At 36.4% G+C, this 23,902-nt stretch carries 19 protein-coding genes and 1 other annotated feature (1 of these 20 only partly in view); of the genes, 6 read left to right on the forward strand and 13 right to left on the reverse strand.

What is annotated here, in order from left to right; all coding sequences use genetic code 11:
• Positions 1-6 (reverse strand) — a binding site (T-box leader); it reaches 190 nt to the left of the window's first position.
• A 100-nt stretch (positions 7-106) separates the two neighbouring features.
• Entirely contained in the window at positions 107-2,974 is a 2,868-nt protein-coding gene (locus ACEPXG_RS11995) for a transglycosylase domain-containing protein (RefSeq protein ID WP_391202625.1), read from the forward strand.
• A gap of 70 nt (positions 2,975-3,044) precedes the next feature.
• Here the strand turns inward: ACEPXG_RS11995 and acsA are convergent, their stop codons facing one another.
• Positions 3,045-4,763 carry an acetate--CoA ligase gene (acsA, locus tag ACEPXG_RS12000; RefSeq protein WP_391202627.1) on the reverse strand — a complete coding sequence of 573 codons (1,719 nt, stop codon included), beginning with the start codon at positions 4,761-4,763 and terminating at the stop codon, positions 3,045-3,047.
• A 173-nt stretch (positions 4,764-4,936) separates the two neighbouring features.
• On the opposite strand from acsA, the gene ACEPXG_RS12005 reads away from it, so the two are divergent.
• From ACEPXG_RS12005 to ACEPXG_RS12015, 3 genes are read left to right on the forward strand one after another with little or no spacing between them, the layout of a single operon-like run.
• The gene (locus ACEPXG_RS12005) at positions 4,937-5,569 is read left to right on the forward strand and encodes a GNAT family N-acetyltransferase (protein WP_391202629.1); all 633 of its coding nucleotides are present in this window, start codon (positions 4,937-4,939) and stop codon (positions 5,567-5,569) included.
• Positions 5,570-5,609: 40 nt separating this feature from the next.
• Positions 5,610-6,257 carry an acetoin utilization AcuB family protein gene (locus tag ACEPXG_RS12010; RefSeq protein ID WP_391202631.1) on the forward strand — a complete coding sequence of 216 codons (648 nt, stop codon included), beginning with the start codon at positions 5,610-5,612 and terminating at the stop codon, positions 6,255-6,257.
• Positions 6,227-7,435, forward strand: coding sequence for an acetoin utilization protein AcuC (locus ACEPXG_RS12015; protein ID WP_391202634.1), 1,209 nt, complete (start codon positions 6,227-6,229; stop codon positions 7,433-7,435). The genes ACEPXG_RS12010 and ACEPXG_RS12015 overlap by 31 nt, the downstream gene beginning before the upstream one ends.
• Before the next feature lie 18 nt (positions 7,436-7,453).
• Here ACEPXG_RS12015 and ccpA read toward each other — a convergent pair whose 3' ends face one another.
• On the reverse strand, positions 7,454-8,452 hold the full coding sequence (gene ccpA, locus ACEPXG_RS12020) for a catabolite control protein A (RefSeq protein WP_391202637.1): 999 nt from the start codon (positions 8,450-8,452) through the stop codon (positions 7,454-7,456).
• Between the two features lie 133 nt (positions 8,453-8,585).
• Positions 8,586-9,671: a bifunctional 3-deoxy-7-phosphoheptulonate synthase/chorismate mutase gene (locus tag ACEPXG_RS12025; RefSeq protein ID WP_391202640.1), complete on the reverse strand. Its 1,086-nt coding sequence runs from the start codon at positions 9,669-9,671 to the stop codon at positions 8,586-8,588.
• A 169-nt stretch (positions 9,672-9,840) separates the two neighbouring features.
• On the opposite strand from ACEPXG_RS12025, the gene ACEPXG_RS12030 reads away from it, so the two are divergent.
• On the forward strand, positions 9,841-11,976 hold the full coding sequence (locus ACEPXG_RS12030; RefSeq protein WP_391202643.1) for a cell division protein FtsA: 2,136 nt from the start codon (positions 9,841-9,843) through the stop codon (positions 11,974-11,976).
• A gap of 1,350 nt (positions 11,977-13,326) precedes the next feature.
• On the opposite strand, the gene ACEPXG_RS12035 is transcribed toward ACEPXG_RS12030, so the two are convergent.
• The 10 genes from ACEPXG_RS12035 to ACEPXG_RS12080 all read right to left on the reverse strand — a co-directional run bounded on the left by ACEPXG_RS12035 (position 13,327) and on the right by ACEPXG_RS12080 (position 22,855).
• A complete protein-coding gene (locus ACEPXG_RS12035) occupies positions 13,327-13,914 on the reverse strand; it encodes a YtxH domain-containing protein (protein ID WP_391202646.1) in 588 nt (195 codons plus the stop codon).
• Positions 13,915-13,935: 21 nt separating this feature from the next.
• Positions 13,936-14,391 (reverse strand): DUF948 domain-containing protein, encoded by a 456-nt coding sequence (locus ACEPXG_RS12040; protein WP_391202649.1) that lies wholly within the window; start codon positions 14,389-14,391, stop codon positions 13,936-13,938.
• A gap of 203 nt (positions 14,392-14,594) precedes the next feature.
• Positions 14,595-15,893 (reverse strand): UDP-N-acetylmuramate--L-alanine ligase, encoded by a 1,299-nt coding sequence (gene murC / locus ACEPXG_RS12045; protein ID WP_391202652.1) that lies wholly within the window; start codon positions 15,891-15,893, stop codon positions 14,595-14,597.
• Between the two features lie 125 nt (positions 15,894-16,018).
• Positions 16,019-18,205, reverse strand: coding sequence for a DNA translocase FtsK (locus tag ACEPXG_RS12050; RefSeq protein WP_391202655.1), 2,187 nt, complete (start codon positions 18,203-18,205; stop codon positions 16,019-16,021).
• Positions 18,206-18,320: 115 nt separating this feature from the next.
• Positions 18,321-18,926 carry a YtpR family tRNA-binding protein gene (ytpR, locus tag ACEPXG_RS12055; protein ID WP_391202658.1) on the reverse strand — a complete coding sequence of 202 codons (606 nt, stop codon included), beginning with the start codon at positions 18,924-18,926 and terminating at the stop codon, positions 18,321-18,323.
• Positions 18,923-19,738: a DUF1444 family protein gene (locus tag ACEPXG_RS12060; protein WP_391202661.1), complete on the reverse strand. Its 816-nt coding sequence runs from the start codon at positions 19,736-19,738 to the stop codon at positions 18,923-18,925. Before ACEPXG_RS12060 ends, ytpR begins: the two co-directional genes overlap by 4 nt.
• A 573-nt stretch (positions 19,739-20,311) precedes the next feature.
• Positions 20,312-20,623 carry a thioredoxin family protein gene (locus tag ACEPXG_RS12065; protein ID WP_391202664.1) on the reverse strand — a complete coding sequence of 104 codons (312 nt, stop codon included), beginning with the start codon at positions 20,621-20,623 and terminating at the stop codon, positions 20,312-20,314.
• 13 nt (positions 20,624-20,636) lie between these two features.
• Positions 20,637-21,149 (reverse strand): hypothetical protein, encoded by a 513-nt coding sequence (locus ACEPXG_RS12070; protein WP_391202667.1) that lies wholly within the window; start codon positions 21,147-21,149, stop codon positions 20,637-20,639.
• A gap of 63 nt (positions 21,150-21,212) precedes the next feature.
• The gene (locus ACEPXG_RS12075; RefSeq protein WP_391202670.1) at positions 21,213-21,734 is read right to left on the reverse strand and encodes a DUF84 family protein; all 522 of its coding nucleotides are present in this window, start codon (positions 21,732-21,734) and stop codon (positions 21,213-21,215) included.
• A gap of 47 nt (positions 21,735-21,781) precedes the next feature.
• Positions 21,782-22,855: a M42 family metallopeptidase gene (locus ACEPXG_RS12080; RefSeq protein ID WP_391202673.1), complete on the reverse strand. Its 1,074-nt coding sequence runs from the start codon at positions 22,853-22,855 to the stop codon at positions 21,782-21,784.
• Positions 22,856-23,026: 171 nt separating this feature from the next.
• Here ACEPXG_RS12080 and ACEPXG_RS12085 point away from each other — a divergent pair, with 171 nt between their 5' ends.
• On the forward strand, positions 23,027-23,341 hold the full coding sequence (locus tag ACEPXG_RS12085; protein ID WP_391202676.1) for a hypothetical protein: 315 nt from the start codon (positions 23,027-23,029) through the stop codon (positions 23,339-23,341).
• The last annotated feature ends 561 nt before the right edge of the window (positions 23,342-23,902 follow it).

Below are 23,902 nucleotides of genomic sequence, written 5' to 3' on the forward strand. Positions count from 1 at the left end.
TAAAATATATACCTATTTTACATAATATAAAACGGTTGTCAATAACTATCGTCTATTGATAATCGATTATGGTATAATAATCCTTGATTTGGGGGTCGAGCTATTAATGGATAAATGGATAAAGAAAATCCAATTTTACAAAGCTAAATTTGAAAAATTGCAAACAACTAAATGGGCTAAAGCCCTACGCATTTCATCTGGCGTTATATGGAATTTAAGTTTACTATTTTTAATTGTAGGTCTCACCTTTGGAATTTTTGCCGCTACAGTTGGAGCTGGTTATTTTGCTTCGTTAGTAAAAGAGGAACCTCTACGTGACAAAGAAGAAATGAGAGCTGCTGTATTTAATTATGAAGAAACCTCCGAAATCTATTTTGCTGGAGATGTATATATTGGTAAGTTAAGGACAGATCTTGAACGTACTGAAACCAAACTTTCCTCCATTTCTCCAGACGTGATACATGCTGTGTTAGCTACAGAAGATGAATACTTTGAGGTACATAATGGGATAGTTCCAAAAGCAATTATTCGTGGTTTACTTCAAGATGTTACTAACTCTGATACAAAAACAGGGGGATCTACTTTAACGCAACAATTAATTAAGAACCAAATATTAACAAACGAAGTGTCTTATGAACGAAAAGCAAAAGAAATTCTTTTAGCTATGCGTCTAGAACACTTCTTGACGAAAGATGAAATATTAGAAACTTACTTGAATATCATTCCTTATGGTCGAAATGCAAACGGCAAAAACATTGCAGGCATTGAAACGGCAGCGAACGGAATATTCAATGTAAAAGCGAAGGATTTATCTTTACCACAAGCAGCCTATATCGCTGGAATCCCGCAATCCCCATTCGCTTATACTCCTTTTAGAAAAGGTGGAGTCTTAAAAGAAGGAAAAGCATTGCAGGCTGGAATAGAGCGGATGAAGACTGTTTTATTCCGAATGAAAGAAACGGGTTATATTTCAGAAGAACAATATAAGTCTGCAAAAGATTACGATATTACAAAAGATTTTAGACAACCGGAAGTCGTTCCGGAAGATAAGTATCCATGGCTGACTTCTGAAATTGAAAACAGGGTAAAAGAAATACTTAGAGTACAATTTGCTGCAGCAGATGGAATTGATCCGGAACGTTTAAAAAATGAATCTAAACTCCGTGAAAAATACGATATTATTGCAAAAAGGGCTTTAAGTACAGGTGGTTATCGAATCCATACAACCATAAATAAAGATATGTATGAAGCAATGATTAAAGTGAAAGATGAATTTGATACGTATGGTCATACGTATACAAAAGAAGTAAAAGATCCAAACACAGGCGAAATTACCATGCAAGATTTTCCTGTACAAGTAGGAAGTATGATGATTGAAAATGGAACAGGTAAAATATTAGCGTTCCTTGGTGGACGTGATTATAAACTGGAACAGTATAATCATGCAACACAAGCCACCCGACCAATTGGTTCGACAATTAAGCCTTTACTCGTATATGCACCTGCAATTGAATATGGGGTTATTGGAGCTGGAAGCCCTGTTGTCGATGTAAAACTAGAAAATTTAGGACGTACCACATGGAAGGAATCGCCTTCTAATTATACGAAAGAGCAAGAAAAAGGAATTATTTCTGCACGCGACGCATTAAAAACGTCACAAAACTTATCGACTATTCGTTTATATGATTTAATAATGGATAGAAAGCCTACTGACTTCCTCAAAAAAATGGGATTTGAACATATTGAAGATAATGAATATGCAAATCACGCTTTAGCAATTGGTGGGATGACAAATGGAGCGACGGTTGAAGAAAATACAAATGCCTTTGGAACTTTCGCAAACAATGGTCAATTCATCGATGCATATATGATCGAAAAAATTGAAGATGTTAATGGGAATTTAATCTACCAACATAAAACGGAACCAGTACAAGTATTCAGTCCTGCGACTGCTTATATTATTACCGATATGCTTCGGGATGTGTTATCTGGAGGAACAGCAGCTCTTGCAAATTCTCGATTAAAATTTAAATCCGATTTTGCAGCTAAAACTGGTACGACACAAAATCATAATGACTCTTGGCTCGTCGGATACAATCCAAATATTTCTCTAGGCGTATGGCTTGGTTACGATGATAATCAATTATCCTTATTTTATATGAACAATCGTTATAATCATCCAAGCGTTCGAGTAAATATGCTTTGGTCCAATATGATGAATGCCATGTATGACGTGAATCCTGGGCTTGTGGATGCTCCAAATCCTTTCCCAGTCCCTAAAGGTGTTGTTACAAAATCATTCTGTGGTATTTCAGGGTTGGCCCCGTCTGATGCATGTGCACAAGCAGGATTAGTCAAATCTGATTTATTTAATGAAGCTGCAATGCTCCCAACTGCACCAGATGATAGCTTAATATCATCATCTTATGTAGTGATCAACGGGAATAGATATCGCGCTTTGGAATCTACCCCAAGTGAATTTGTTGTAAAAGGCGGATATGGAGTAAATGAAAACTTTATTACACGAATGCTTGGAAAATTTGGTGGAAATGCAAGTAAACTATTTCCTGAAAACTCTACTTTTGCAGGGAATGTAGTATCAGAAGAAGTGTTTAAAGCAGATGGTAGTCCTCCTAAAGCTGTTACTGCTTCTCTCTCTGAAAAAACGTTAACATGGACTAAGTCGGAATCTTCTGATGTTGTAGGATATCGAGTATTCAAAGTTGTTAATGGCGAAAGAGTCCTGGTGGCCTCTAAACTGGAAGCAGAAAATAATAGCTATAAAATAAATGGTACCGGGCAATATATCGTTGTGTCTGTTGACATTACAGGATTACAATCAGGAGCTTCTAATATCAATTCACTAGAAGAAAAAAATCCTGAACCACCAACGGAAATCATAATACCTCCTACTACTCCGGACGGTGAGGATAAACCACCTACTGAAGATGAAGAACAAATAGGTGATGACTAATAATTAATACCTCTATTTTTAAAATGAAAAGCCACAGCTTTCCTGATTTGTCAGGTCGCTGTGGCTTTTATTAGTCTTCCATTGTTGATAAATCGCCAGTTGGTAATTTCAATTCCCAAGCTTTTAATACTCTTCGCATAATTTTACCGCTTCGAGTTTTTGGAAGCTTCTCTTTAAATTCAATTTCCCTAGGTGCTGCATGCGCAGCAAGCCCTTTTTTAACAAATTGCTGAATATCTGCAATTAATTCGTTTGAAGGTTCATATCCTTCATTTAAAGCCACGAATGCTTTAATAATTTCTCCACGAACAGGATCTGGTTTACCGATTACTCCCGCTTCTAATATAGCAGGATGCTCTAATAGCTTGCTTTCCACTTCAAATGGTCCTACTCTTTCACCAGAAGTCATAATCACATCGTCGACTCGTCCTTGGAACCAATAATATCCTTCATCATCCATATAAGCGGAGTCTCCTGAAAAATACCATTCATCATTCATAAAAGTTGACTCGTATTTTTCTTTGTTATTCCAAATTTGACGCATCATAGATGGCCAACCTTTTTTTATCGCTAGATTCCCCATTGTGAATGGAGGAACAACATTTCCTTGATTGTCTATAATGGCTGCTTCCAATCCCGGTAAAGGTTTACCCATTGATCCAGGTTTGATCGGTAAACAGCCGTAGTTACAAATCATTTGTGCTCCTGTTTCTGTCATCCACCATGTATCATGAATTCGCTTATTAAATACATGCATTCCCCACTTAATCACTTCCGGATTTAATGGCTCCCCGACGGATAGCACATGGCGTAAAGTGGATAAATCATGCGCTTTAACAATCGCGTCCCCTGCTCCCATCAACATACGAAATGCAGTTGGGGCACTATACCAAACCGTCACACCATACTCATCAATCGCGTTATACCATGCATCTGGCGAAAAACGTCCCCCAAGCACAAGAGAAGTAGCACCTGCAAGCCACGGGCCAAATACACCATAAGATGTACCTGTAACCCATCCAGGATCTGCTGTGCACCAGTAAATATCTTCATCTCTAATATCCATAACCCATTTCATTGACTGGTATTGTTGAACCATTGCATAATGCACATGCAAAATGCCTTTTGGTTTCCCTGTTGAACCGGATGTGTAATGTAAGATAAGACCATCCTCTTTATCTACCCATTCTATGTCAAAAGAATCAGACGCCTGCATTAATGACTTATTAAAATCTATAAATTTTTCTGTTTCTTCTATATCTCCCCCAACTAAAAAAACTGTTTCTAAATGAGGTAATTTATCCAACGGAATTCTATTAAGTAAATCTGGAGTAGTAACAATAGCTTTCGCTTCACTATCTAGTAAGCGATCATAAACTGCACCTTCCATAAATGCTTCAAATAGCGGCCCTACAATGACACCCATTTTAACCGCACCAAGAAGTGCAAAATATAATTCTGGCGACCTAGGCATAAAAATAAACAACCGATCTCCTTTTTTAAGGGTAGAATTTTGTTTATATACATTTGCTGCTTTATTGCTCCTATTTTTCATGTCAAGGAATGTATAAGATTCTTTCCTATTGGCATCTTGGTAATACAGTGCAATTTTATCTTTTCTATAAGATTCTGCATGTCTATCAATAGCTTCATAGGCCATATTAACTTTTTCAGTCTCATACCAAGAAAAATTCTTCTCTGCATCTTCCCATTGAAAACTTTTTACAGTCTCATCATAGTCCTTTAATTGATAGTCACCTTGCACTACTGGTAGTACTTCTATTTTCATCCTCTTCATCCTTTCGTTCAATATACTCTTTTATTCTACAATACTTTTTTGCACTTTTGCTAATGTTTTTGCTTTTTAGAATGTTTTACGATCTTTAGATAATGAATCACTTTCTTTCAGAAATATCATGTATAATAATTTCAATTGACATTATTTTTATAGGTGGTGAATTTGTGATACATAACAAAAGGTATAATGCGGTGGAATTAGAAACAAAGCATGGTACCCTTATCGTAGAAGGACCGATACAATCGGAGGTAATAGCTAATTGGGAATTCCATGAAGATTTAGTTGCTTTCCGAGCACCTGCTCAACAACATAAAGCCATCGTTGACATCGCCAATCTACCTGAAGGAAGAATAATAATTGTACGAAATGAACGGACAATCGTAGGATACAGTACATTCCTTCACCCCGATCCACTTGAACGATGGTCTCAAGGGAATATGGAAAACTTGATCGAACTTGGTGCGATTGAAGTAATTCCAAAGTTTCGTGGAACAGGAGTAGGGAAAACCCTTCTACGTGTATCTATGATGGATGACATGATGGAAGATTATATTACAATCACCACTGAATATTATTGGCATTGGGATTTAAAAGGAACAGGGTTAAACGTTTGGGAATATCGAAAGGTAATGGAGAAAATGATGCAGGCTGGGGGATTAGAATACTTTGCAACAGATGATCCTGAGATTAGTTCCCATCCTGCTAACTGTCTCATGGCTAAAATAGGTAGCAGAGTGGATAGCAAGTCCATTCAACAGTTCGATCAGTTACGCTTTATGAATCGGTTTATGTATTAATATCAAAAGAACAAGACAAATAGAAAGGGAGTCCATTCCAATGATTGTAGAAGATATAATGAATACATCTGTACCTACATTAACACCTTCCCATACAATTAATGATGCATTACTACTCTTAAAAGAGAAAAGAATACGTCATTTACCAATTATAAATGAGCAGCGAGAAGTCATTGGTGTTGTGACCGATAGAGACTTAAAAGAAGCAACCCCCTCCTCGCTGTTGAGCATCCAAAATCCTGAAATTTATGAACGTCCCTTAGAAGAAATTATGACGAAAAATCCAATTACTGGCCATCCACTAGACTTTGTGGAAGAAACGGCAACTATTTTTTACGATAATCGTATTGGATGCTTGCCGATTGTTAGTAAAGGTAAACTTGTCGGTATGATTACGGAATCTGACCTATTATACAAATTTATTGAACTAACAGGCGCACATCAGCCTGGTTCTCAAATCGAAGTTCGTGTTCCCAATCAACCAGGAATATTGTTTGAAGTATCTAAAGTTTTTTATGAACAGAAAATGAATGTATTAAGTGTTTTGGTGTATCCAGATAAAGTGAGAAGTGATTACAAAATATTAGTATTACGTGTCAAAACGATGAATCCTCTCAAACTCATCGAAGCAATAAGAGCAGAGGGTTTCGAAGTTTTATGGCCAAATCATCCGGGAATGAATCTATGAAAAAGGATGCAGTGTTTATCTTTTCAGAAGACCAATTAGGCTATAAGTTTTCAGACACACATCCGTTTAACCAAAAGCGATTAACTTTGACGGTCGACTTATTAAGAGAATTGAACGCTTTATCATCATTGGATATAGTAGCACCTAGAACTGCAACGGACGAAGAATTGAGCTTAGCTCACGATCCTCACTATATTGAAATTGTGAAGAAAGCCAGTTTAGAAACAGCCGAAACAAGTATATATGAAAGTTATGGTATTGGTACAGAAGATACACCCATTTTCCCACATATGCATGAAGCGAGCGCTAGTCTTGTAGGAGGAACTCTAACTGCAGTGGATTATGTTATGGAAGGAAAATCATCCCATGCACTTAATCTAGGCGGTGGTCTTCATCATGGTTTTAAAGGACGCGCCTCAGGTTTCTGTGTTTACAACGATAGTTCAGTAGCGATTAAATATTTGCAGCAAAAATACAATGCACGCGTTCTATACATAGACACAGATGCTCATCACGGAGATGGTGTGCAATGGAGCTTTTACGATGATCCCAACGTATGTACAATTTCTCTTCATGAGACTGGAAGATATTTATTCCCTGGTACAGGTAATATTACAGAAAGAGGCTCTGGAGAAGGTTATGGTACTTCCTTTAACTTTCCAATGGATGCTTTTACGGAAGATGATTCATTCTTAGAAATTTATCGTACAGCATTTAGAGAGATCATAGATTCTTTTAAACCGGATGTCATTCTAAGCCAGAATGGTGCAGATGCCCACTACTTCGATCCATTAACGCATTTGTATGGCACGATGAAAATTTATCAAGAAATCCCGAAATTGGCTCATGAACTTGCGCATGAATATTGTGATGGGAAATGGATTGCTGTCGGAGGTGGTGGATATGATATATGGAGAGTAGTCCCTCGTGCCTGGTCCTTACTATGGCTAGAAATGAATAACATAAAGGCTCCGGAAGGGGAACTGCCGAAAAACTGGCTAAATCGTTGGACTAAAGAGGCTCCTATTCCCTTCATTCCAACTTGGATGGATCCAAATCCACTATATGAACCAATTCCCCGAAAAGCAGAAATTACAGAAAAAAATAAACAAATGCTTGATAAAGCGTTACTCTTGCTTCGTCAGCAGCAATCATACAAAAACCACCAGCAACATTAGCTACTGGTGGTTTCCTTATTACTTTACAGAATCTCTTTCCTCTATTCGGTAAGGAAGAATAACTGTTTGTTCGTCAATTTTTTCTTTGTTCATAAACTTTGTCAATAACCTCATTGAAACTGCTCCGATATCATACAGAGGCAATACTACGCTTGTTAATTGAGGCCTTACCATTCGAGCAAGTTTGGAGTTTTCAAAACTAATGACCTCGATATCCTCAGGAACTCTAAAACCATTATCTTGAGCACCATGAATTAAACCTATGGCAATTTCGTCATTTCCGGCAAAAAATGCTGTTGGAGGATTTTCAAGCTCACGAAGCTTTTTCCAAGCTAGAAGTCCATCATCATACGTATTATCAATGCCTACGATTAAATCTGAGTCAATTTCTATATTGGCCTTTTCTAGTGCCTCCTTATAACCAGATAACTTGAACAATTGATTAATAGCCGATGATAATGAACCAGAAACAAAAGCAACACGTTTATGTCCATTTTGAAGTAAACGATTAGCTGCATCAACTGCTGCTTCATGATATTCGATATTTACAGAAGGAAACGAGTTAGTAGCCTCAATTGTACCTGCTAACACGATAGGAACTTGTGACCTTTCCATCTCTTTAAACATATCTTTCGTTACTTGATCACTCATCATGACAACTCCATCTACTTGCTTACTAAATAACGTTGAAAGTAGTTGAACTTCTTTGTCTTCTTGTTGATCGGAGTTCGTTAAAATAATATTGTATCTATACATCGTTGCAATATCTTCTATTCCTCGCACAAGCTCCGCATAAAACACATTTGAAATATCTGGAATAATTACTCCAACTGTTTTTGTCTTTTTACTTGCTAATCCTCTTGCGACTGCATTCGGTCTATAATCTAGTCGCTCGATTACTGCTAACACTTTTTGACGAGTGGCAGGTTTTACATTTTGGTTTCCATTTACTACACGGGAAACGGTTGCCATAGATACATTTGCTTCCCTTGCTACATCATATATTGTAATAGTCAACGCATAACCCTCCTTCACTACCATGAATATTTATACTATATATAAATAATACTGTATGTTCACTATGATTTTCAATCATATAGTAAAACCGACTCTAGAAGAAGAGTCGGTTTTGTGAATAATTATAATCTAATTATGCATGTACTTCATGAGTTTTCATAAATCTTTGTAACGAATCGTAAAATTCATCGAATTGCTTTAAGTTCATTTGTTGAGCTGCATCGGATAATGCAACAGCAGGGTCAGGATGAACTTCTGCCATTACCCCATCTGCTCCAATAGCAATTGCAGCTTTCGCGGCAGGCAATAAAATATCTCTGCGTCCAGTAGAATGTGTTACGTCAACAAATACAGGTAAATGTGTCTCTTGTTTCAATATTGGTACTGCAGAAATATCCAATGTATTTCTCGTAGCTCTTTCATACGTACGAATACCTCGTTCACATAAAATAATTTGATCATTACCTTGTGACATAATGTATTCAGCAGCGTGTATAAATTCATCTAACGTAGCGGCAATTCCACGTTTTAGAAGTACTGGTTTATTAATGGAACCTACTGCCTTTAATAACTCAAAGTTTTGCATATTACGAGCACCAACTTGCACAACATCTATATAATCAAGTGCTTCCTCTAAATGGCTAGGTGTAACGATTTCAGACACTACCGCTAACCCATACTCTTGTGAAATTTGTTTTAATATTTTTAAGCCTTCTAATCCAAGTCCTTGGAAATCATATGGAGAAGTACGTGGCTTGTAAGCCCCACCTCTAATAAGTTTTAATCCTTTTGCTTGAATTGCTGCGGCAACCTCTGCAACTTGCGTATACGATTCAACAGCACATGGACCAAATACGAAGGAAGGTGTACCTGTTCCAATTTTTTCACCATTAATCTCTACAATCGTATCTGTTGACTTCTTTTTACGTGAAACAAGAAGCGCTTTTTTCTGATCATCCACTTGCAGTTCTAAAGCAGTCTTGAAAATTTCTTTAAAAATGTGCTCCACTGTGGACTGTGGTAGTGGGCCATTATTATTTTCTTTTAAATGATCTAGCATATTTCTTTCGCGAAGAGGGTCATATCTATTTACACCTTGTTTTTCTTTTACTCTTCCAATTTCTTGAACGACTCCAGCTCTTTCATTAATCAACTGTAAAATTTCTACGTTGATTTCATCTACACGTGTGCGTAATCCTTCTAAGTCTACTTGACTCATAGTTAATTCTCCTCTCTTCTCTCCAACGACACTTTATATCGACTGAAGATTATGATACATTTTTAGATATAAGACATATTATAATCAATGCATGCATGAATGTCACGCATTTTATTTTAACGCTTCAACTCGCTAAAGTATTTGATATTAAGAAAAGGGACGTGAGAATTTGTCAACCAAGTTATTTGCGCTGGATATAGGTACAAGATCTGTAGTTGGAATCATCTTAGAAGAACGCGACCAATCATTTCACGTTGTGGATATACTAGTTAAAGAACACAAAGAACGAGCAATGGTTGATGGGCAAATACATAATGTTCTTAAAGTAGCGGAAGCAATTATTTCTATTAAAACTCAATTAGAAGTAAAACACGGACCACTTGAAAAAGTAAGCGTTGCCGCTGCTGGACGTGCGTTAAAAACAGAACAAGCCATGGTAGAAATGGATATTAAAAACAGACCTATATTTTCAGAGGAAGACGTTAGTCGCTTGGAACTATCGGCGGTCCAAAAAGCTCAAACTAATTTAGTACAAAAAGATTTCGAAAAACGCTCTAGTCATTATTATTGTGTTGGATATAGTGTATTATACTATCGACTTGATGGGGAAGAAATAGGAAGCTTAGTTGACCAACAAGGGACAGTGGCTTCTATCGAGGTAATCGCTACTTTCTTGCCTAGAGTTGTCGTCGAATCGTTATTATCTGCTTTAAAGAGAGCAGGTTTAGAGATGGAAGCTTTAACTTTAGAACCAATTGCTGCTATTAATGTGTTAATACCGCCATCTATGCGGCGACTAAATGTTGCCCTTGTTGATATCGGTGCAGGAACGTCCGATATCGCTATCACAGATCACGGTACGGTAGTTGCATATGGGATGGTTCCAAATGCCGGTGACGAAATTACAGAAGCATTAAGCGACCATTATTTATTAGACTTCCCTCTTGCAGAAGAAGCAAAGCGATCTATTAATCTAAATGATTTTATTCGTATTCAAGATATTTTAGGTTTTGATCAAAATATTCCGAAAGAAGAAGTCATAGATGTTATTCGACCAGCGACTCTTGAATTAGCTACCTCTATCTCAAATGAGATACTTCGATTGAATAATAACAAACCAACCAAAGCAGTTATGCTTGTTGGAGGAGGCAGTTTAACTCCATCACTTACTACTATTCTTGCAGAGAAATTAGAGCTTCCTTCTAACCGTGTAGCTGTTCGTGGAATTGATGCCATTCAAAATTTAACGAAAGAAGATCATATTCCAGTTACACCTGAATTAGTTACACCTATTGGGATTGCAATCGCAGCAAAACGAGCACCAATTCAATATATGTCAGTAGAAGTAAACAATCAAATTGTTCGGCTATTTGAATTAAAAGAAATGACTGTCGGAGATGCACTACTTGCAGCGAATATATCGGCACGAAAACTATATGGAAAACCAGGTGCGGCACTTGCTGTTCAAGTCAATGGAAGAGACATTTATATCCCTGGCGAACACGGGAAACCAGCTCTTATTCATTTGAATGGACATGAAGCTAATACTAAAACAACGATTAAAAGTAACGATAGGATTGAGCTATTTGAAGGTCAAGACGGGAAGGATGGGGAGGCAACGGTTCGAGATTTACTTGATGATGCTTCTGTTAAAACCGTTACATGTCAAGGAATTATACATATAGTAGAACCAATCGTTTCTATTAACAACCAAAAAGTATCTCTTGATACCTTGCTAAAAGAGAGAGATAAAATAACAGTAGAAACGCCACAAACAGTTGAACAAGTATTAGTAGCAATCCGGAAAGAAAGTTATCTTTCTCAACTAAAACCATTTTCGATTACCATCAATGATAAGAACTACTTTATACCAGAGTTCACTCCATCGTTATGGTTAAATGAAAATCCAGTGAAACTACAATATCCTGTTCAAGATAATGATATTTTAGAAATAAAAATAGTAAGCTCACCAAAGCTATTACAAATTGCTAATCAATTAGATAGAAAACTAGTCGATCAAATTAAGGTTATTTTTCAGAATGAAGAAGTTGAACTATTTAAATCATGTGCAATTGTTTCCAATGGAGCAACCCCTATTACTTCAGAGGATATCGTTCCAAATGGTTCAATTCTTCAATGGCAAGATGTTAATACCTCTTCTTGGATCTTTCAAGATGTCTTTCGCTTTTCTAATTGGACTTTACCGGATACTAAGGGTTCCTTTCAAATTAGGAAGAATGGACAAGCATCTGGTTTTGATGAAGAAATCTTCGGTGGAGATCAGTTAGAGATCGTTTTTAATTAAGAAAAGCGCAAGTAACCTTTAAGTGCATCTTGTCTTCTCTATTTCAAGAGTGCTTTGGACAAAACATCAGTTACACTATTAACGAAGACTTTTATAGAGGATCTGGAAGTGACTGCATCACTTCCAGATCCTCTTTTTTCGGTAATCAGACCAATTTTTACTCACCTGAGATTAATTGAAAGGCACTGAAAAAGTACCGTGTGAAATGAAGTTTTATATTAAGCTACGTCTGTTGATTAACCACTTTCTAACACAAAATACTAGTAAGGAAAACATTATAACCTTCGTTAGAATTTTTTTGTTTTCGTTTGGAAGAAGGTACAATTTCGAGCAATCAGCATTTTTTTATTAAGCACAATATAGAACGGATTTTTTATATACTGCGTCATAGTGACCGCCGGGATTTCCGCTCTAGGCGGACGCTTACCGAGGGGGGAGCGGATGAGCCAGCACCGTCGCATGTGCGCCGCTTGTGCGGTCTCATCTGTCTCCCTGATCCCTTCGGAGTCGCCGCCTGCCGCTGCAATCAATAATGTGCATTATTTTACTTGTTATCCACAACATAGAATACATTTTGCTTAATCTTACAAGGCATATGCGCAAAATAGAGCGAGATATGAGCAACATTTGGATGGATTTGCACAATATAATGATAGCGCACACTTTATAAGTGCCATCTCACACTAAGTTAAAGCTTTATTATGAGAAATGGTCTCGTTGAGTAGCAATTTGGTCTCGTTTGCGATAGTTTTTGTCTCGTTTGACGGTAAGTTAGTTGCGAACATCACTTGATTGGTCTCGTTCAGCCATTTATTGGATTTTATTTTAGAAAACACTTCATAAGATTGAACGAAATATAGTAGTGATGTTGAATAGTTAGCAAATAGGATGGATTTTCGCTGCAGGGCGGCGACTCCAGCAGGAGGCCAACAGGATGTTGGTCACAAAGGGGTTGCCACACGATGTGGCGCTCTTAGCCTTTGTTCCTCTGTGAGCAAAATGAGACTTCTCAGGCGGCGCGTAGAGACGGTGAAAGCTCATCGCTCACCCTGCGGAAAGCGTCCGTTCTGCAGCGAAAATCCTAGCAGTAACTTTCTTACGACGCAGTATATAAATAATGCGTTCCTTGCCCACTTTAGTAAAGCTGACAATATTTTATATAGATACTGCATAGATAAAGTTAAGTGGTGATTAACTGGTTATACTTAGCTAACAAACAAACCTGATATTAAGCTGTAGTCAATAGATGACGGTCAAATAGTAAGTTTTACAAAACACCACGTAACCATTCCAAATAAAAATGGTAGTCCTTTCGTCATAATACGACTTAAAGGACTACCACTTTTACTATTAGTTATTTGATTTGTTATTTACTACTGCATCTTTTATTGCTTCTGCAACTGATGTTGCATCATCATCTTCGTCCTTTTCGTCTGCTGTTACCTCTTCTGTCGTATGCGAAATAGTTTCCATATAATCCATTGGTTCTTCCCCTTCTGATGATGCAGTCCCATCATCTTGAGGAGAAGTTGGCATACCTTTAATCGATTTTACTTTCTCTACAAGTTGTCCCGATTGCTCTTGCAACTGTTTAGACAATTGAGTAGTCTTTTCCATTGCCGTTGAAGATAAATCTTTTGTTTTATCCTTTAATTGACTAGCTTGAATTGTAATATTTTCTCTCAGTTCTGTCCCAGTCTTTGGTGCTAATAATAATGCTGTAGCTGCTCCAATTATGCCACCAACAAGAACTCCAAGGATAAAGTCTTTGCCATTTACTTCGTCATTACGGTAAATAGTTTCTCTACTTTCGTTATGGTAAGGTAGCGGTGGATACGTAGACTGCATTTGTTGGTTATACGATGATTGATTTTCATAATACTCATTATTGTGTTTTGCATCATTATAATTTGGTTTATTGTGATTATAATTGCTCATTTGACTTCCTCCAATAACTTATTATTTTTTTTTCGAATCGTATTCATTATAACCTGCTTCTTCTAATGCTTTACGCTCTTTCCATTTGTCTCGAACGCCAAACAAAACATTACTCCATTGAATCACTTGTGCAATTTTCTCTTCGTTTTTTTCTACCTCTGAAGAAACCGAAGAAGTAATTCGTTGTATAGAGTGGTTTAAACCATTAACAGACGTTCCTACATTTTTTACTGCATCTACAACCGTGTTCAACTTCTCTGATTTTTTTTGAATATCTTCAGCTAATTCATTTGTTTTATGAAGAAGTTCCGCTGTTTCTTTCGTTACATTTTGTAAATTTGTATCTAGCCCTTCAAGTGTGCTAGCAACATTATTTAATGTCTTTTTCACAGAAAATAAAGTAACAGCCAGGCTTATACAAAGTACTAAAAATGCAATTGCAGCTATAATAGCAGCTATGTATAAGAGATTTTCCATTTTGTATCCTCCTTCAGTTGTCATATATCATTTTTACCCTAAAAGAATAAAAATAAACTTCTTTCTATATAATACTATACTACGTTTCTTTCGAATATTCTTTAAATAAAAAATGCTTAATCCGAAAATGGATTAGGCATTTTTTATTTAATCAGATAAGTAATTATACAATCCCAACTTAGTTACTGTCTAGAAACAAGTAACTAAACAAGCTTCTCTTCAAATGCTTGTTGATATTTTTGAACATCTCCTGCTCCCATAAATAAAAAGACTGCATTATCATAATGGAGCAATTGATTTACATTTTCTTCTGTTAAAATAATACTTCCTTCAATAATATCGGCTAATGTCTGAATAGTTAGGTCTCCAGCATTTTCTCTCGCCGATCCAAAAATATCACATAAGTATACTTGATCTGAAAGATTTAAACTCTCGCCAAATTCACTTAAGAATTTTTGTGTTCTCGTAAAAGTATGTGGTTGGAAAATAGAAATAATTTGTCTATCTGGGTATTTTTGTCTAGCTGATTGTATCGTAGCTTTTATTTCAGTTGGATGATGTGCATAATCATCGATTATCATACGATCTCCAATAATCGTTTCTGTAAAGCGTCTTTTAACCCCTTCAAATGTTTCTAACCCTTTTTGAATAATTTCTGCAGGTACATCCTCATAATGACAAAGAGAAATTACTGCTAAAGAATTCAAAACTGCATGATCACCGAATAGTGGAATTGTAAAACGTTGGTAGAATTCATGGCGAACAAATACATCAAAAGAAGTACCTTCTGTCGTTCTTTCTAAGTTCCTAGCAGCAAAGTCATTTTGTTCGCCGAAACCATAGTAAAGAACAGGGACTGGCGCTTTAATTTTTTGTAAATATTTATCATCACCACAAGCGATAATCCCTTTTTTCACTTGCATAGCCATGGATTGAAAAGCATTAAATACATCATCAATATCATGGAAATAGTCTGGATGATCAAAATCAACATTTGTCATAATTGCATAGTCTGGATGGTAAGCCAAAAAATGTCTTCGATATTCACATGCCTCAAACACAAAGTTAGCTGCATCTTTCATCCCTTTTCCTGTGCCATCGCCAATTAAAAAGTTGGTAGGTTTATATCCGCTTAATACATGCGAAAGTAGTCCAGTTGTTGATGTTTTGCCATGTGCGCCAGTAACGGCAACAGAAGTGAATTGACTCATATAATTACCTAAAAATTCATGGTATCGAATAATCGTCAAACCTAGTTCCTTCGCCTTTACTAACTCAGGATGACTATCTGGGAATGCGTTACCTGCAATAATTGTCATTCCTTCTTCAATATTAGCTTCATCAAATAATAGAACTTTTATATCTCGTTCATGTAATGGTTTTTCAGTAAAAAAATACTTTTCAATATCAGATCCTTGTACCTCGTTACCAACATCATGTAATATCTGTGCCAACGAGCTCATTCCAGACCCTTTAATGCCTGTAAAATGATATTTTGTCATACGTTGTAAACCTCCTGGGATATTCCCCATTTATATGCATATTCGAATCATAAATAGTTTATTCCGCCTTAGTAGACGTATTCCCAATTATATCATTATTTAATCGTTAATATTAATAAACTATATTAACTAAAAATTTGTTCCAGACTATCGTCTGTAAGTAGCACTTCTCTTGCTTTACTGCCTTTCTGCTCAGTTACATATCCATTTTCATACATTGCATCAATAAGTCTTGCTGCACGATTATAACCTAAATGAAATTTTCGCTGCAGTAAGGAAGTAGAGGCGGAACCTTGCTCCACAATAAACCGACATGCTTCCTCAAAGAGTTCATCCTGTTCTGATACATTCTCTGCCTTTTGAAGCAATTCCTCTTGTTCGAACATATACTCCGGTGTTCCTTGTGTTCTTGCATAATCAATGATCTTTTCAATTTCTTCATCTGTTACAAACGTTCCTTGAATACGAACTGGGCTAGACATGCCATTACCTTGATATAACATATCCCCTTTTCCTAATAATCTTTCGGCCCCTTGCTGATCTAAAATAGTACGCGAATCAATTTGTGAAGAAACGGAAAAAGCAATACGTGTTGGAATATTTGCTTTTATAAGTCCAGTTATAACATCAACTGATGGCCGTTGTGTTGCCAATACTAAATGAATGCCACATGCTCTTGCTTTCTGAGCAATACGACAAATTGCGTCCTCTACTTCCGTAGGTGCCATCATCATCAAATCTGCAAGTTCATCTATTACAATCACAATAAACGGCAGCTTTTGAGCAAATTGTCTTTTCTCTGTTGCAAGTGAATTGTATCTATTTATATCTCTTACACCAATGTGAGGAAATAATTGATAGCGTCGTTCCATTTCTTCTACCGCCCACTTTAACGCGGCTGTTGCAGCCTTCACATCTGTAATTACAGGACTCACCAGATGAGGAATATGATTAAATGGTGCGAGCTCCACCATTTTTGGATCAATCAATAAAAGCTTTACTTCTTCTGGGGTTGCTTTATATAAAAGACTCACAAGAAGTGAATTAATAAAAACAGATTTCCCTGAACCTGTCGCACCAGCAATTAATCCATGGGGCATTTTCCGCAAATCCAGTGTCACAGGTTTTCCCGTAAGATCTAATCCTAACGCTACTTCAAGAGGAGATTCGGATTCAAAAAACACATTTGTATTAATCACTTCCGATAATCGAACAGCTCTTGATTTTCGATTCGGAATCTCTATACCAATAGAACTTTTCCCTGGTATTGGTGCTTGAATACGTATATCTCTTGCTGCCAAAGCAAGCTTTAAGTCATCAGCTAAGTTTCGAATTTTACTTACTTTTGTCCCGTGAGCTACAGTTATTTCGAATTGTGTTACAGCAGGACCTTGATCCATTTGAACAATTTCACCAGTTACCTGAAAATGAGATAATGCTTCTATAAGTGTAAATGCCTGCTCTTCCATCCATTCTCTATCTTCATTTTTCAATTCTGGTGGAAGTAAATAACTTAAATCTGGTCTAGCATAATTCGAAGGACTAAATGCTGGTTTTGAATTCGTTTCTAGCGCGATTTTTTCTACCTTATTCGGTTCTTTCTTCGGCTGATAGACCGGCATCTCTTTTACTAGATTATTCATTTTTTCTTTATCCGATTTAAGCATTAGTACATTAAACGGTCTTATATTTTCTTTTTGTTTACTTGGTTTGACTTCAGACTCCTTTTCTAAAGGAGTATCTTGTACTTGTTCATCTATATGCTTTGACGGTAATACTTTTTCCTCTTCAGTAAATGTCACAATAGGTAATACTTCATTTTCTTCCGCTTGTTTTGGAATTGCAGTAATTGCTAATTCCTCAAAGGGTAATTCTATTTCCCTTATCGTCTGCTCAATTGGTTCTTCTATTTTATTTTCTTGTTTTCTCGAAAATCCAAAAACAGGTGAAGGTACTTGAGTTGGAGTAAATGCTTTTTTTCGTTTTTCTTTCACAGGTGGTTCTATTATTTCTTTTTTGGGCGCACGGTGCACAATTGGCTCTTGCTTTCTTTGTTGCCATAGTTCATGTGTATAGAGAGGTCTATACGGCTGATCATCTCTTATATGTTTATCTTTTATTGGTTGTCCCATTTCTTTCTCTATTTTCAGCTCACCAAATAAGCTATCTTTCTTTTCATCATCAGTTATTAAAGGAAATCGAAAAGGGGTTCTAGAGTGAGTTGGTGTAACCAGTTGTTCATCTTCTTCTAATACTTGTGCTTCTCTATATTCATCTTCATTCGTCGCAAATAATTTTTTAAACCATTTCAAATTCATCACTCTTTCTACTAGATACATTCTATTTTAACAGTAATAACGGCTATCGTCCTTACTTATCTGAAGAAATGTACAAAAAAAGCACACCAAATTGGCATGCTTTCCTTCTTTATTGTAAAAACGAACGTCCCACTTCTTCTTGTTCCTCTAGAATTAGAATTCCTTTTACTTCTGGTGCGTTTGGGAGTGCTAATTCTCGAGCAGAACAAAGCATACCACTAGAAGCCACTCCGCGAAGCTCAGCATCTTTAATAACCATTCCTGAAGGCATTACTGCTCCCACTTTCGCAACGACAACTTTTTGGCCTGCTTCAACATTTGGTGCCCCACAAACTATTTGTAAAGTATGTTCTCCAATATTTACTTGGCAAACTTTTAACTTATCGGCATTTGGATGTTGTTCCAATGATTCCACATAACCTACAACAAATTTTGGCGAAAAGTCTACATTTAGTATGTAATCTACTTCATTGGTTACTAAAGCTTGTTCTACTTTAGCTACTAGTTCTTTCGTTAAATTTACGTTTCCGTTATCTTGAATTTCGGCGTAATTACTGAATTTAAAGATATTGATCGCCACTACTTCATTGGATTGAGCATCTTTAACAAGTGTTATATCACCTTTAGTCTCCGTTACTACTTTTTCAATTTTTTCTGGAGTTAGTTGTAGCAATAATACATCGCCAACTCCTTCTCGGTTGTAAAAAACATTCATTTTTCGTCTTTCTCCTTCACTACTCGATTTTTTGCTAATATAAATATTGGCTCTAAATCTCCATTTTCATATATAAAAGATAATGAAGTAATCGGTACAGTTCCAACTGTAAAAAAATGCATCGTCATTTGAGCTAGAACATCGTACCCCGTTTCATTTCTTATATCACCAATAATCATAACATCTTGATGGGGTACAGAAATAGTCATATCACCGATAATTATCTTTTTCATTTCCTTTAGTAGAGATTCATTGAGTATTCTACTTGCATCATACCCGTCATTGTTGTTGAAGAAATAAAAAATATTTCCAGCTACTTCATCTTTTTTATAGTTATTTACTAAATTTCGAACTTGAAAAATGGATTTCTCTCGAATTTCAGTTTCACGAATCCCCCAACCCTCTAGCATTTTTTCATCAAGTAAACGATAAGTTTTCCCAAGATCTAATGCATAATATATTCTCGTTTCTGCCGTATGATCTTTGGTGATAAAACGATTTCCTTCATTCGATTTTGTAGGAAAGGATGTAGAACGAATGACTGGATAGATAGATGAAGATGGATTAATGTCTCCAGCCTTTTCCTTTTCCATCGCTTGGAATGTTTGATGAATCATATAGATTACTTCTTCAATAACTTGTTCTTTTTTTGTTTCGTATTTTGCTAAAATCGGAGGAACAGAAATATCAATTCCTTTGTTAATCGCTTTATGTGTAAGGCGAAGTTTGTTCGTCTCTCGATTATAATCGTATTCATATGTTTCTTCCGAAAGCTTCGTTTTTAATACACGTATGAGTTCTTGCGCTTGCATAGTTACCCCTCCTTTTCATAAAAAAATTACTTTTTCAGTTATCATTTCCAAAACATCTTATAAAAGTGCAAGCGCCCTTTAAGTGCATCTTGTCTTTACCGTTTCCAGAGTACTTTGGACGAAACATTGGCTACACTATTACCATTAGAGTTTTGGATAATCTTGTGGCCGATGTTTGTCCCTCGCCCTCTTGGAATATGTAGTGACAAGGTGCATAAGGTTTGGTTAATGAGAGAATAAATCCTATTCTACTCTTTTAAAAGCGGACGAAGATGCAATTTCGTCCGCTCAGCGCTTCTTTATTAATGGATACTATCTATTTTTTTCTAGTACCATCTACTCTAATCAGGCACTCACTGATTCGTGTATACTTTGTAAGGTAAAAGTAAAAAAATCTATATCAATCCATTGTAAGATATGAAGCACAACTTATAAACACTAACCAGAGCCCCTCTACATCTAGAACGTACCTTGCAGCAAATTTCATATACTTTTTTGTATCACTTGAGAAAAACGCTAGGGTCCTTTAAGTGCTTCTTGTCTTCACCGTTTCCAGAGTACTTTGGATACTAATTAGATTGTTCGTAAAAACGATTCGATTTCTTCTTGTGTTTTGCGATCTTTGCTAACAAAACGTCCTTTTTCTTCTCCACTGTCAAAAACAATAAAACTTGGAATGCCGAAAATATCTAATTGAATACAAAGATCTATAAATTTATCTCGATCAACGGATATAAATTGGAAATCCGCAAAATTTCCTTCCACTTCCTTCATAAAAGGATCTATGAAATGGCAGTCTGGACACCAGTCCGCTGTAAATTTAAAAACTACTTTGCTCGCTTGTTTAAGCTCGTCAAATTGTTCAATAGATGTTAGATTTTCCACTTATGTCCCTCCTTTAGTTAGTTGAAATGGATCTTACAATCTTCATCATATGTTCTAGGTTTAAAGCAATATTATGCTGTTTTGATATAGTTGTAAGTTTAATTCCACCAATACTCGTGATTAATTCAAAGTTATCTTCACTATTTTGAATAATTGCTGCAAAACCAAAACGTCCATTTTGTTCAAATGTATTCTTTTCAACTATTTTTAAATTAGTATCTGCGATCATTAAATCATAATATAGTCGACTTCCAGGAAGCTCATTTGGGTTAACAAATAAAATGTATGAATCTTTTCCTTTAGATAATAGAATATTAGTTTGATCCGATGCGTCTTCAATAGCAAACCCCGTTGGCAAGAAGACTTTCAAGTTACCCACTTTTTCGTTAGCCTTTTCAGCATCTCCTTGGAACACTATTTTGGCATTCTCAATCCCATCTGCTGCTTGCTCTTCTACTGAAGAACAGCCTACCAATAAAATGACAGCTAGTGACACGATACATAATCGCATCCAATGTCGAGTCATTTACCTTCCTCCTATCAAAGCATAACTGCTATATAGTTTAACGATGATTCATACTCCATGCAACTACATTAACTTTTTAGAAAGCTCGTACTGTCCAATTAGAAGCAACATAATGTGCTCGAACATATCACTTCTTTTAACAAGGCCATTCGTAAATACGCCAATCGCGCCTTCATCATGACGGATATCATTCTTATTCGTATAGACGTCCATTACCGGCCCAAGTTCCGAACCCGCTTTCAACTGAATTGCAATTTCTATTGGCAAAGGGATACCCGCTCCAGCAGCAGTAAAAACTGTGCCATCATTTGTTACAAGAGCCCCCCAATTACAAATATACATGATTCCATCTATTTCATTCACTCCACCTTCTAAGCCTATCCCAAAGGTTGCTTCCGAGTTCTCCATCAATTGTTTAGCACGGTTAATGGCACCTTGCCTAGTTTCTTCATCACTCATTGGTTGGTTTGATACAAGAGATGATACTTCTATATTTTTAAATTCTGCATCTGGATAATATAATGTAGAGATTGTGTGTACCGCTTTTGTTTTAGCTCTATTATTAGTTCCTATTAATATTTTCATACAATGTATCTCCTATCTAGAAAAAAGGATGCCACTAGGGCACCCAATTATACATTTGCTTTTATTGTTTCTAAAGTTGTTCGGTCACATGTCTTTACTAATTTAGTAATCAATTCTTTTGCTGCAGCATAATCATCTGTATGAATAATGGAAGCAGAAGTATGGATATAACGAGAGCATATTCCAATTACTGCACTTGGTATTCCTTCATTTGATGTATGAACACGACCTGCATCTGTTCCACCTTGAGAGATGAAATATTGATAAGGGATTTTATGCGTTTCCGCTGTATCTAATACAAATTCTCTCATACCTCGATGCGTTATCATCGTACGGTCAAAAATACGTAAAAGAGTTCCTTTTCCAAGTTGACCAAATTCATTTTTATTCCCAGAAGCATCATTGGCAGGGCTAGCGTCTAATGCAAAGAATAGATCAGGATTAATCATATTCGCTGAAGCTTGTGCACCGCGTAGTCCAACTTCTTCCATTACATTTGCTCCTGAATAAAGCATATTCGGTAATTGCTCATTTTGCACTTCTTTTAATAATTCAATAGCAAGTCCGCAACCATAACGGTTATCCCAAGCTTTTGCCATAATCTTTTTATCATTTGCCATTGGTGTAAAAGGACAAACAGGAACAATTTGATCTCCTGGTTTAACACCCATCCGAAGCACATCTGCTTTATCGTCTGCACCAATATCGATTAACATATTCTTAATATCCATTGGTTTATTTCGCATCTCATCACTCAATAGATGAGGTGGTATCGATCCAATTACACCAGGAATTGTTTTTTCATTCGTCACAATCTCTACTCGTTGAGCAAGTAGAACTTGGCTCCACCATCCACCCAACGGTTGAAAACGAATCATACCGTTATCTGTAATGCCGGATACCATAAAACCAACTTCATCCATATGGCCTGCTACTAAAATTTTCGGGCCATTTTCATCGCCTCTTTTAACGCCGAAAATACCACCTAAATTATCTTGTACAATTTCATCTGAATACTTTTCCAGCTCACTGCGCATAAAAGACCGAACTGCATGCTCATTACCCGGTGCCCCTGGTAATTCTGTTAATGTTTTAAATAGCGAACGTGTTTCCTCATTCATCTGTAAAGCCTCCTAAAGCTACGTATCAATTTAATTTAGTGAAAATAAAGATTCCTTTTCTATTGTAATAAAAGTTTGAACTGTTTACTACAGATAAACTTCGACTTCCGAAAAATTTATTTGAATGGTGATGTATGTTACACTAAAAAAAAGACGCAAGGAGGAGTAGTATTGAAGCTTCGTGATTATATGATGGGTCTTGGAACAGGTATTGTAATTGGAATAGTCGCCAGTCGAGCTGCAAGCAAAATGGATATTAATCGATCTGCAGAACTTATTTTAAAGGAAATAAAAAATTCATTTAAACAGGAAGGTCCAATTGATGGTTCATGGATTTTCATGAGCCCTGAACCTTTTAAGAAAGAAGCTATTCATATCAATGTATATAAAGGCGGAATTTCTCGCGTAAAAAATGGTCTACTCGAACAATTTGAGTTCGCTGCTGATGCAAAAACAGGAACAGTTGTGGAGTTAGTAAAAGTTTAAGTTAAACATATAGGAAATATACTTTTTCGAACGGATTGATATAAATTTAAGTTACTGTATTTTGAATTGCTTGAAATAAAAACAGATGTATTTGAATTAAAAAATATAAAATAACAGGTCTGTTGATTATCCAGAAATGACCTGTAATTTACCGCTTAACTTTGTAATATAGTACTAGGTATAATGAAGAGTAACTTATCTATTCGGCAAGATATATAATTAGTATTGCCATAATTAAAATCAGCAAGAAGATCATTGTAGATATAATGCGTCGTAAGGAAGTTGCCACTGGGATTTCCACTGCAGGGCGGACGCTTTCCGTGGGGTGAGCGATGCCCCATCACCGACGCTACGCGTACGATGTGATGGGGCATCTGTCTCACTCATCCCACAGGAGTCGCCGCCCTTTCGCTACAATCTCAAATAAACTTGCTAACTATTTGGTAATGTTGCACAACAGCAAAATTATCCGCTCTATTTATCCAGTTATCCAGATATTATCACCCAATAAATAATGCGAAACATACGGTAAGTTTTCAATTGAAACTTATAATCTAATGC

The organism is Psychrobacillus sp. L4 (genome assembly GCF_042944905.1).
Taxonomy (GTDB): Bacteria; Bacillota; Bacilli; order Bacillales_A; family Planococcaceae; genus Psychrobacillus.